At 42.5% G+C, this 11,707-nt stretch carries 9 protein-coding genes and 1 riboswitch; of the genes, 5 read left to right on the top strand and 4 right to left on the bottom strand.

Annotation, left to right across the window (positions count from 1 at the left end; genetic code table 11):
- Positions 1–223: 223 nt before the first annotated feature.
- Positions 224–745 (bottom strand): NADPH-dependent FMN reductase, encoded by a 522-nt coding sequence (locus WKR92_RS08505; RefSeq protein WP_375557401.1) that lies wholly within the window; start codon positions 743–745, stop codon positions 224–226.
- Between the two features lie 178 nt (positions 746–923).
- On the opposite strand from WKR92_RS08505, the gene WKR92_RS08510 reads away from it, so the two are divergent.
- From WKR92_RS08510 to lepB, 5 genes are all read left to right on the top strand, one after another.
- Positions 924–1,724 carry a ParA family protein gene (locus WKR92_RS08510; protein ID WP_375557402.1) on the top strand — a complete coding sequence of 267 codons (801 nt, stop codon included), beginning with the start codon at positions 924–926 and terminating at the stop codon, positions 1,722–1,724.
- A 2-nt stretch (positions 1,725–1,726) separates the two neighbouring features.
- Complete coding sequence (locus tag WKR92_RS08515) at positions 1,727–2,656, top strand: ParB/RepB/Spo0J family partition protein (protein ID WP_375557403.1); 930 nt, start codon at positions 1,727–1,729, stop codon at positions 2,654–2,656.
- A gap of 4 nt (positions 2,657–2,660) precedes the next feature.
- Entirely contained in the window at positions 2,661–3,353 is a 693-nt protein-coding gene (locus tag WKR92_RS08520) for a DUF5683 domain-containing protein (protein ID WP_375557404.1), read from the top strand.
- 64 nt (positions 3,354–3,417) lie between these two features.
- Positions 3,418–4,161 (top strand): 4-hydroxy-tetrahydrodipicolinate reductase, encoded by a 744-nt coding sequence (dapB, locus tag WKR92_RS08525; protein WP_375557405.1) that lies wholly within the window; start codon positions 3,418–3,420, stop codon positions 4,159–4,161.
- An 18-nt stretch (positions 4,162–4,179) separates the two neighbouring features.
- Positions 4,180–5,598: a signal peptidase I gene (lepB, locus tag WKR92_RS08530; protein WP_375557406.1), complete on the top strand. Its 1,419-nt coding sequence runs from the start codon at positions 4,180–4,182 to the stop codon at positions 5,596–5,598.
- Here lepB and WKR92_RS08535 read toward each other — a convergent pair.
- From WKR92_RS08535 to metH, 3 genes are read right to left on the bottom strand one after another with little or no spacing between them, the layout of a single operon-like run.
- Positions 5,582–6,682 (bottom strand): Ldh family oxidoreductase, encoded by a 1,101-nt coding sequence (locus tag WKR92_RS08535; protein WP_375557407.1) that lies wholly within the window; start codon positions 6,680–6,682, stop codon positions 5,582–5,584. The two genes, lepB and WKR92_RS08535, sit on opposite strands and share 17 nt — an antisense overlap.
- A 25-nt stretch (positions 6,683–6,707) precedes the next feature.
- Positions 6,708–7,667: a methylenetetrahydrofolate reductase [NAD(P)H] gene (gene metF / locus WKR92_RS08540; RefSeq protein ID WP_375557408.1), complete on the bottom strand. Its 960-nt coding sequence runs from the start codon at positions 7,665–7,667 to the stop codon at positions 6,708–6,710.
- Between the two features lie 26 nt (positions 7,668–7,693).
- A complete protein-coding gene (gene metH / locus WKR92_RS08545; RefSeq protein ID WP_375557409.1) occupies positions 7,694–11,389 on the bottom strand; it encodes a methionine synthase in 3,696 nt (1,231 codons plus the stop codon).
- 91 nt (positions 11,390–11,480) lie between these two features.
- A riboswitch (SAM riboswitch) is annotated at positions 11,481–11,587 on the bottom strand.
- Between the last annotated feature and the right edge of the window lie 120 nt (positions 11,588–11,707).

Raw genomic sequence — 11,707 nt, forward strand, 5'->3', positions numbered from 1 at the left:
GTTTAGATCAAATGATCATAAACAATGTTTAAATCCTTTATTGATAAAGCCCAGGAGGTACTTCTCCTGGGCTTTATCAATAGGACTTGTTTTACCGTACTAGCTATTGTATTTCTATTGACTCCCTATTTTGTCCGTTGGAAGGGCCTGAAACAGCCGTTCCATGGCTCGTGATTTGATAAAGACCTTTGTGAAATGTCGAAGAAGTTCTTTCCTCGTTTTATCAAAAGCCAGCGAAAGCTTCGATTTGCATTTGTGTAAACTTCACTGTGTCTTCTTTGAAGAGATCTCCATGTTCATCAAGTTCTTGGCGGATATAAGGAATATGAATCTTGAGTGGCATAACATGCATCTGCACATAATGACATACACCCGTGAAATGATCAACACCTCGAATATTCCCGTACTTGCCGCTAGAATGACCCACTAAAGCCGCTTTTTTGTGATAAAAGCTTGCCGGGAACTCACATGCATCAATAAAAAGCTTTAGAGAGCCGGGATAGCTCCCGTTGTATTCTGGGATGACGAATAGGAATTTCTCGGTTGCATTAACGATACTGAGAATTTTTGCAAAATCACTACTTCTGGCACCATATAAATCGGATACCAATAAGTTCGGCGGTAAATCTTCTAAAGAGAGCAGGGTGCTTTCTACACCTAGTTTTGTCAGTTGCTTTTGATAGTAGAGAGCTAATTTAAGGGTATTGCTATTGGGTCTGTTAGTTCCAGAAATGATTGTAATCATATTATCAATTGTGTATAACATAAGCGCTAAGAAAAGAACTTAAAATTTTAATTTTTGTATCTTAGCGAAATAATAATTGCTATTAAAGCGAAGTTAATCATATTAGCTTGCTTTATGTATCGGTTTGAATATTTTTGACCTGGAAACATATTAAGTCATTGTAGGGAAATTCTTATTTATGGGTAAAATCATCGCATTAGCCAATCAGAAAGGTGGGGTCGGAAAGACGACTTCTTCAATAAATTTAGCTGCTAGTTTGGCTGTATTGGAATACCGAACCTTGTTGGTCGACGCCGATCCGCAGGCGAATTCTACATCGGGGATTGGTTACGATCCGCGTACGATTAAGAATAGTATCTACGAGTGTATTGTTAATGATATTCCCGCTTCAGAGGCTATTTGTTCTACAGAGACACCTAATTTAGATCTTCTGCCGGCTCATATTGACCTTGTCGGAGCCGAGATAGAGATGATTAATTTGTCAGACCGTGAATATAAGATGAAGGCTATCTTGGATCAGGTCAAGGACGAATACGACTTTATTATTATCGATTGCTCTCCGTCGCTTGGTTTAATTACGATTAATGCATTGACCGCAGCTAACTCGGTAATTATACCTGTTCAATGTGAATATTTTGCACTTGAAGGGCTCGGGAAGCTTTTAAATACAATTAAGATTGTACAAAACCGACTGAATGTTGATTTGGAAATTGAAGGAATCTTATTAACCATGTATGATGTGAGACTAAGACTTTCCAATCAGGTAGTAGAAGAGGTACGCTCACATTTTAACGAGCTGGTATTTGATACCATTATTCAGCGGAATACGCGACTAAGCGAAGCGCCGAGCTTTGGGGTGTCGGTCATCATGCACGATGCTAACTCCAAGGGCGCGATAAATTACCTGAATCTAGCGAGGGAAGTTTTACTGAAGAATGGCTTAAAAAAGGTGAAGGATCAATCAAAGGTGGTTAATTAATTATGGCACAGCAAAGAAAAACTGGATTAGGTAAAGGACTGAGTGCGTTGTTGAATGATGGTGACGATCTAAGGCAAGAATCGAATGAGCGATCAGCTTCTACGGAATATGAGTCGCAAAACTCTGCTAGGAGTGGAGTGACTGGCTCGATCGGGCATGTAAATATTTCAGAAATCGAGATCAATCCGTTTCAACCGAGGACGGATTTTGATGCGACCGCTTTAGAGGAGCTTGCAGAGTCGATTAAGTTGCAGGGTTTGATACAACCGATCACTGTGCGAAAGATCTCGTCTAATTCGTATCAGTTGATATCAGGTGAAAGGAGACTGCGTGCATCTAAGCTTGCGGGGTTGACGAGCATACCAGCCTATATAAGAACAGCCGATGATCAGCAGATGCTGGAAATGGCTCTGATCGAAAATATTCAACGTGAGAACCTAAATGCTATTGAAGTGGCACTTAGTTTTCAGCGGATGATTGATGAATGTAATCTGCGTCAAGATGAACTTGGCGAACGTGTTAGTAAAAATCGGTCGACGGTTACTAATTACCTGCGTTTGTTAAAACTACCACCAAGTATTCAAGCTTCAATTCGTGATAACCAAATCAGCATGGGGCATGCGCGAGCGTTAATAAGTGTGCCGGAAGTCGAAAAGCAGCTCTATATTCATCAAGAGATATTGAGTAAGGGACTCTCAGTCCGTAAGGTAGAAGAATTAGTCCGCTCTTTGCAGGAACAAAAGCCGCCCACCAGTAAAAAGAAAGCAAACGAACATTCGTTTCAGTACCGAAAAATAGAGGATGATCTGGCTACCAAATTTGCTACGCGTGTGAAGCTAAATGTAAATGCTGATAAGAAAAAAGGATCTATTCAGATTCCATTTAATTCTGAAGACGACCTGAACCGTATTCTGGAACTATTAGACTGGTAAAATAATGCGTTATGGTCTAGCATTTTTTGTTCTGCTTGTGTTTTCAATGGCTGATTTGCAAGCGCAAACACCTGACTCCTTACGTCAGGAAGCGGTAGAACGTATTTCTGCAGATACGTTAAATATGCAGGATACAACCAATTTGCCGACCGATGAAAACGTGAAAAAATCAAAAACCAAAAAAGTCAAAGAAGAGGAGCCTTTTGTTTATAAAGACTCTACTCGTTTGGCATTGGAGCGTATGACTCGTGTGGCTGTTACCCGTTCTGCGATCATTCCCGGTTGGGGCCAGCTAACCAACAAACGTTGGTGGAAAGTGCCCATTATTTATGGTGGAATCGTCGGTTTAGTTCTAACCTACGATTTTAATCAAACAAATTATAAGGAAATGTTGTCGGAGGCCCAGTATCGAATTACCCATAATGGACAGTATTTGCATGAGGAATATGCTCGGGCTAATCAGGAGTGGGTTATTCAGGCAAAGGATTTCTATCGCCGGAATCGAGATCTGACGATTTTAGTTGGACTCGGTCTTTATGCGCTCAATTTGGTGGATGCTTATGTGGACGCGAAAATGTTCAGGTATGATATTGACGATGACTTGAGCTTTCGTATCGATCCTTTTGTTCAGCAATCCGGTCTTTATGCTAGTAGCACACCAACATTTGGTTTTAAGTTGGCCGTGACAATTCCTTAATGTTTTAATTTTAGAAAAAAGATAATATCGTATATTGCGATTATTAATCAAGTCGATATAGATTATGAACATTGCGCTAATCGGGTATGGAAAAATGGGACAGATCATCGAAAGGGTCGCTCATGATAGAAATCACGAAATTGTACTCATCATTGATGAAAATAATCGAAACGAAATTGGCGTTGAAGACTTACGACAGGCCGACGTAGCTATCGACTTCAGTACACCTGATTCTGTACTGGCCAATATAGATCTTTGTTTTGAAGCCAAAGTTCCTGTGGTTGTCGGTACAACCGGTTGGTATGATAAGGTTGATGAAATCAGAGCGACTTGTCTGGCTGGTAACAATTCATTGCTTTATGGGTCTAATTTTAGTGTTGGTGTAAATATTTTCTTTTATATCAATAGGTTATTGGCCAAAGCCATGCAGCCATATAAGCAATATGATGTACAGGTTGAAGAGATCCATCATACGCAAAAGCTGGATGCGCCCAGCGGAACGGCCATTTCTATTGCCGAAGGTATTATTGAAAACAACGAAGAAAAAAAGAGTTGGATAAATAATATTGTAGGAGAGGAAGGGGAGGTTATCCCTAAAAAAGATGAGCTTTTGATTGAATCGCTCAGACTTGAAGACGTGCCGGGAACGCATACGGTGCTTTATAGCTCGGAAGTTGACCAGATTGAATTTAAGCACACAGCTCATAGTCGATCAGGTTTTGCTCTGGGTGCGGTTATTGCTGCAGAGTGGCTGCAACACAAAAATGGGTTTTTCAACGTGAAAGAAATGTTTAATTTCGATCTTTAAAAAAATAACACAATATACATGAGCTATATAATTTGTATCATTCTCCTCATTCTTGTCCATTTCGGATTATGGAAGATGTTTGTGAAAGCAGGGAGACCTGGATGGGAATCACTTATACCATTTTACCGCGAATATATTATTACCAAATTGACAGGTCGTCCTGCTTGGTTGGTGGCTCTTCTACTTATCCCAATAGTGAATGTTTTCGTCGCGATTACAATCTATATCGATTTTGTAAAAAGTTTTGGGAAGTGTTCATTTTTAGAACATGCAGGAACGATATTGCTCCCTTTTGTAGTCTTTCCATTGTGGGGTACGGATACGGCAACTACGTATTGGGGACGATCTCATACTGCGGAATTTAAGGAGAAGTATCCGTATAAAAAGACGGTGACCAGGGAATGGGCCGATGCTATTATATTTGCAGTTGTAGCAGCGACTTTGATTCGTGGTTTTTTAATCGAGGCGTATATGATTCCGACGGGATCGATGGAGAAAAGTCTTTTGGTTGGAGATTTTATTTTCGTCAGCAAAGTGAACTATGGTCCTCGCATACCGATGACGCCGGTGGCATTTCCGTTTTCTCATCATACATTACCAACAGGAGGGAAGGCTTATTGGGAAGGGATTCAGTTAGATTATAAACGCCTTCCTGGCTTCGAAGAGATTGAAAGAAACGATGTCGTGGTCTTCAATTATCCGCCTGATGGGCAGCCTCCGCTAAGTCGCCCGGTAGATAAGAGGGAAAACTACATTAAGCGATGCATTGCTATTCCAGGTGATTCGCTTCGAATTATCGATTCAAAAGTATATGTTAATGGTCAGGAAGAAGTAAATCCTCCTGAAAGTCAAACCAGTTACTATGTAAAGACAAACGGCACCGATCTTAATCCTCAGACCCTATTTGATATGCGAATTGAAGGATTACGTCAGTCGGAAACCGAGTATGTATTTACGATGACCGCTAAGCAGGCTGAAACAGTGTCTTCTTGGACGAATGTTGAAGCGGTGAAGGCAAATATCGCACCGATGGGCGCATTTGACGGGCAAGTATTTCCACATGACCCAGATTTCCAATGGAATGTCGATAATTATGGACCAATCGTTGTGCCCGAGAAAGGTTGGACCGTCAAGTTGGATAGCACCACAGTTCCTTTATATGAGGCGATTATTACTGACTATGAAGGCAATACTTTTGAGCAGCGAGCTGACGGCTATTACATCAATTCAGAAAAGGCTGACAGCTATACATTCCAAATGGATTACTATTGGATGATGGGGGACAATAGACACAGTTCTGCAGATTCACGTTTATGGGGCTTTGTGCCGGAGGATCATATCGTTGGTAAAGCCCTCTTTGTCTGGTTAAGCCTCGATGAGGTTGGAAGCTTTTTTGACAAAATCCGTTGGAATCGGATCTTTATGAAAATTGAATAGCTTGGATATTAAATCGTTCGGCTAAAGAATTTAAATCTTCGACAACCGCATCAACTAAAGGGATGCCCTCCGTGCGGTTAATCCGTTCTGCTAGCTCTTCGGGCTCCCCGGGGATGATTACTGGTTGACTTTCATTGGTTCGCTCGGCTTTTTTAAAGCGGTCTATCCACTGATCTATATTGCGTTTATAGTCATCTACCGGTCGAAATCCATCTACCCGCCATGCGCCTAGGAAATGACCAAGACCTTCGCCGGGTTGATCATCAGCCGGATCTAGAAATGAAACAAAAGGTGGTGCCCAAGGGCCATAGCTGGCACCGGAGAGTACAGCCGAAAATATGTCGACCGCAGAACTCAGGCCAAAGCCTTTGTGGCTACCATGGTCGCGATCTCCTCCTAAAGGCAATAATGATCCTCCTTCTTTCAATTCACCGGCATCCCGCGAATCAGCACCATTTTTATCTTGTACCCACCCCGACGGTATTGATAAGTTCTTTCTTTGCGCTACCTCCAGCTTTCCGTTGGCTGCAGTGGAAGTGGCCATATCGACTACTATTGGCGGATATTTACCGGCGGGGAATGTATAACAGATCGGGTTGGTGCCGAGCATCCGTTCTTTCGAAAATGTAGGTGCGACCAGTGGACTCGCATTGGTCATTGCCATGCCGATCATGTCATTATTAACAGCCATCAGCGCATGATAGCCCGCGATGCCAAAATGATTGGAATTCTTTACGGACACCCATCCTGAGCCAACGTTCTCGGCTTTCTCTAGCGCAATCTTCATGGCGAAAGGAGCAACAACCAAACCCAAGCCTGCATCGCCGTCGATCGTAGCAGTACTAGGCGTTTCATGTACGATTCTGATCGTGGGACGCGAATTAATCCGCCCTTTGTCCCACAATCTGACATAACCTATCAATCTTGCCACACCATGTGAATCAATTCCCCGGAGATCAGCTTTTAACAGAACATCGGCCGCAAGTGTCGCATCTTCCTCTGAGCATCCCATTGATAAGAACACATCCTGTGTGAATTTTCGAAGCTTTTGTTCTTCGATCCGTTTTATCTTATTTTCGCTCACGTTTTAAACGTTAATTTTTTTTTAATTAGAATACGGCTTCTGCTACCCGCTTAGTCGGTTCCGGATTTCCCATGGTATAAAAATGTAGAACCGGTGCACCCATTTTTATCAATTCCTTACTCTGATTAATGAGCCATTCTATCCCAAGCTCCTTAACTTCTTTCTCTGATTTACATGCTCGGACGGCTTCACTCAGCTCCAGTGGAAAATCGAGATGAAAAGTCTTCGGCAAAGATATAAGTTGTTTCGAACTCGTAATAGGTTTCAAGCCGGGAATAATAGGCACGTGGATATCATACTCGCGACATTTCTCAACGAATTTCCGATATTTCTCATTGTCGAAAAACATTTGAGTAACGATAAAGTCAGCTCCCAGATCAATTTTTTTCTTTAGATACTTAAAGTCCGTCTCCAAGTTTGGAGACTCAAAATGCTTTTCAGGATAACCCGCCACGCCGATACAAAATGAATTTTGATCAGTAGCCACATCGATATTCTCATGTAAATACTTTCCATGGTTCATATCCACAACATGTTGCAATAAATCTGACGCATATTCATGTCCGCCCGGTGTAGGATAGAATGTTTTTTCTGTTTGTCTCGGATCGCCTCGAAGAACCAATACATTGTCAATACCCAAGAATTGGAGATCGATTAGAGCATTCTCTGTTTCTTCTTTGGTAAAGCCACCGCAAATTAAATGTGGTACGGCGTCAACCTTATATTTGCTCATAATAGCGGCGCAGATGGCAACTGTGCCGGGTCGTTTCCGATAGGCTACTTTTTGCAACAAGCCCCCAGGCTGTTCCTTGTATATATAATCCTCACGATGATAGGTGACATCAATAAAAGGAGGGTTAAACTCCATTAGAGGATCGATGGTATTATATATGTTCCGGATACTTTGCCCTTTAATTGGCGGAAGGAGCTCGAAAGAGAATAAGGTTTTCCCTTTCGCATTTTGGATATGTTCAGTTATTTTCATGAATGTTCTGATATAAGGTTAGCTTATTAATAGGCTAAATTCGGAGCAAGCCATTTTTCAGTTAGCTCAAGTGTTGCTTTTTTGCGCACTGCATAATCTTCTACTTGATCTTTCGCGATTTTACCTAAGCCGAAATAACGCGAATTCGGATGTGAGAAATAGAAGCCACTTACGGCGGCTGTTGGGAACATGGCAAAACTATCTGTTAGATAAATTCCTGTTGTCGCTTCCGCATTCAGCAAGTCAAATAGGGTTCTTTTTTCGGTATGGTCAGGGCAAGCCGGATAGCCCGGAGCAGGACGGATACCGTCGTATTTTTCCTTAATTAACTCTTCATTGGTGAAATCCTCTTCATTAGAATATCCCCAAAATTCTTTCCGTACCATTTCATGCATTTTTTCGGCGAAAGCCTCCGCAAATCGGTCGGCCAATGCTTTTACCATGATCGCATTGTAGTCGTCGTGGTTTCTTTCATATTCTTTGACGAGGTCGTCGCAACCGATACCACTGGTAACAGCGAATCCTCCCCAATAGTCTGCACGTCCACTGTCCTTTGGTGCGATAAAATCTGATAATGCATAGTGAGGTTCGCCTGGAACCTTTTCCGATTGTTGCCTTAGCGTGTGAACGGTAGCCAGGACTTCTGTTCGCGTATCATCGGTATAAAGTTCGATATCATCACCAACGTTGTTAGCCGGCCAAAAGCCGATGACACCGTTTGCCGTCAGCAGCTTGTTGTCGACCAGATTTCTGAGCATGCTCTTCGCGTCTTCAAATAATTTAGTAGCTTCAACACCTACCACTTTATCGGTTAGTATTCTTGGATAGCGGCCCCGTAGTTCCCAGGTATGGAAAAATGGGGTCCAGTCGATATAAGGCTCAAGCTCTTCAAAAGAGAAGTTCTCAAAAACTTTCGTGCCGAGGAACTTGGGCTTAGGCGGTATGTAGTCCATCCAATCGGTTTGGAACCTGTTTTTTCTTGCGTCTTCGATTGTGACATATCGTTTGTCGGACCGCTTACGAAGATGTGCTTCACGGGTTCTCGTATAATCTTCCTGAATACCTTTAATGTATTCATCCCGGTTCGTTTCGTTGAGTAGATTGGTACAAACTCCGACGCTCCTAGAAGCGTCTAGAACGTGAACGGTTGGACCCGAATAGTTTGGCGCTATTTTAACAGCCGTATGGATCCTCGAGGTTGTCGCACCGCCGATAATAAGCGGTATACTTATACCATTTCGGTCGGCCTCCTTTCCAAAGTTAGCCATCTCATCCAAGGACGGAGTGATAAGCCCGCTTAAGCCGATAATATCTGCTTTTTGAGCAATAGCCTCATCAATTATCTTTTGCGCAGGCACCATGACGCCAAGATCAATTACTTCGAAATTATTGCAAGCAAGAACTACCGCTACGATATTCTTGCCAATATCATGAACATCTCCTTTAACCGTGGCCATGACGATTTTCCCTGCATTTTTCCGTTCCGATTGCCCTTTGTTTTTAAGTTTCTCAGCCTCAATAAAAGGAAGTAGATAAGCTACTGCTTTTTTCATTACGCGCGCAGATTTGACAACTTGTGGTAAAAACATTTTACCGGAACCGAACAGGTCACCAACGATATTCATTCCGTCCATTAATGGACCTTCGATAACTTCAAGTGGCGCGTCGTAAGCTAAGCGAGCTTCCTCAACATCCTCGTCAAGATAATCGATGATACCTTTTACGAGAGCATGAGACAGGCGTTCTTGAACGGTGCCATTTCTCCATTCTTGAGTCTTTTCGACAGTTTTTCCTTTACCCTTAATGGTTTCTGCGAAATCGACCATTCGCTCGGTTGCGTCTTCACGGCGATTAAGAAGTACATCTTCTACATACTGAAGGAGGGTAGGATCTATTTCCTCATATACTTCCAGCATTCCCGCATTAACAATCCCCATATCCAAACCCGCTTTAATGGCGTGAAACAAAAAGGCAGAATGCATAGCTTCCCTGACGACGTTATTCCCTCTGAACGAAAAAGAAATATTACTGACACCACCACTAACGTGAACGAGAGGCAGATTTTCTTTGATCCATTTCGTAGCTTTAATAAAATCTACTGCATAGTTATTATGCTCATCTAGTCCAGTTGCAATTGTCAATATATTCGGATCAAAGATGATGTCCTGCGGAGGAAAGCCGATCGATACGAGCAAGTTGTATGAACGTTCACAAATTTCCTTTCTTCTTTCGAAGGTATCGGCCTGACCCGTTTCATCAAATGCCATGACGACGACGGCGGCACCATAATCCATCACTTCACGCGCATGAGCAAGGAATTCTGCTTCTCCTTCTTTCAAGGATATTGAATTGACAATACCTTTGCCTTGAAGGCATTGGAGTCCTTCTCGGATTACTGACCATCTGGAGGAATCGATCATGATAGGAAGCTTGGCGATGTCCGGTTCAGAAGCGATTAAGTTTAAAAACTTAACCATTGCTTTTTCCGAGTCGAGCATACCTTCGTCCATGTTAACATCGATGATCTGCGCTCCGCCTTCCACTTGTTGTCGTGCAATGGCGAGCGCCTCCTCATATTTGTCGTTTAAAATAAGCTTGGAGAATTTCGGTGAACCCGTAATATTGGTTCTTTCGCCGATATTTACAAATAATGTATCTGGCTGTACCGTCACCGCTTCTAAACCGCTGAGACGTAAATGGGGCTCAGGAGAAGCTGTTTTCCGTGGTTTCCCTTTGCTCGCCTTTTCTACAATACATGAAATATGTTCCGGCGTAGTGCCGCAGCAGCCACCTACGATATTAACAAAGCCACTCTCAATAAAATCTTCCAAGAGATGAGCCGTGTCATGTGCTTGCTCATCATATTCGCCAAATTCGTTTGGCAATCCCGCGTTCGGGTAAGCAGATACGAAAAACGGCGCTTTCTCTGCGAGTTCAGCAATATGAGGTCTCATCTCCTTAGCACCTAAGGCACAGTTCAATCCGATACTCAGGGGATTGGCATGGCTAAGCGAATTTAAAAATGCCTCCACAGTTTGTCCGGAAAGAGTTCGTCCGCTGGCGTCCGTTATAGTTCCGGAAATCATAATCTCTAACTGCGAATCATCCTTTAGCTTGCCCTCGCCCTTGAGCTCCTTTTCATATTTTTTAATGGCGTAAATAGCTGCTTTAGCATTGAGAGTGTCAAAAATTGTTTCGATAAGCAAAACATCGACACCGCCGTCTACCAGACCGCGTACTTGTTCGTAATAGGCTTCAACTAGATCGTTGAAAGTGACAGCCCTGAACCCCGGGTCGTTTACATCCGGTGAAAGCGAGGCCGTCCTGTTTGTAGGACCGACTGCCCCGGCGACAAAACGCGGCTTTGTGGGGTCTGCTTCCGTGAATTTAATGGCCGCGCGCTTTGCGATTTTAGCCCCCTCAAAGTTGAGCTCATATACCAGGTCTTCCATCTTATAGTCGGCCATCGATATTCTTTGGGAGCTAAATGTATTTGTTTCTATGATATCCGCACCGGCCTTTAGGTATTCTTCGTGGATTTGACCAATAATTTCAGGCTGTGTTATATTTAATAGATCATTGTTTCCTTGGACATCACATGAATGTTCTGCAAATCGTTCCCCACGGAACGATGTTTCGTCCAATTTATGGTGCTGAATCATCGTGCCCATGGCGCCATCAATCACTAAAATCCGCTGTCGTAATGCTTCTCTAATATCCATATTCCTAATAAAATCCTTAAGTATCAAGTATTTAAGGGTAAAAAAGTAAAATGCTTATTTATTAGAGAAAGAGCAGGAAGGAATATTCCGCGGCTTATCTTTCCTGATATATCTAGAATCAGGTAGAATGTAGCACCTTGTAAATACAGGTTGCCAAGACTTCTTCGGGTCTAATCCCTCCATCTTTCTCTATAAGCATCACAAAGGTGCTAAATTTTTTTGAGAATTTTCAATATTAAAGGAAGGGTGTTTGGATATCGTTAATAAAGTAGAGATATAGTTAAGTATTTTTGTTATTTTGGTCATCCTAAGAATTTA

It is taken from the genome of Albibacterium profundi (assembly GCF_042159835.1).
GTDB lineage: Bacteria > Bacteroidota > Bacteroidia > Sphingobacteriales > Sphingobacteriaceae > Albibacterium > Albibacterium profundi.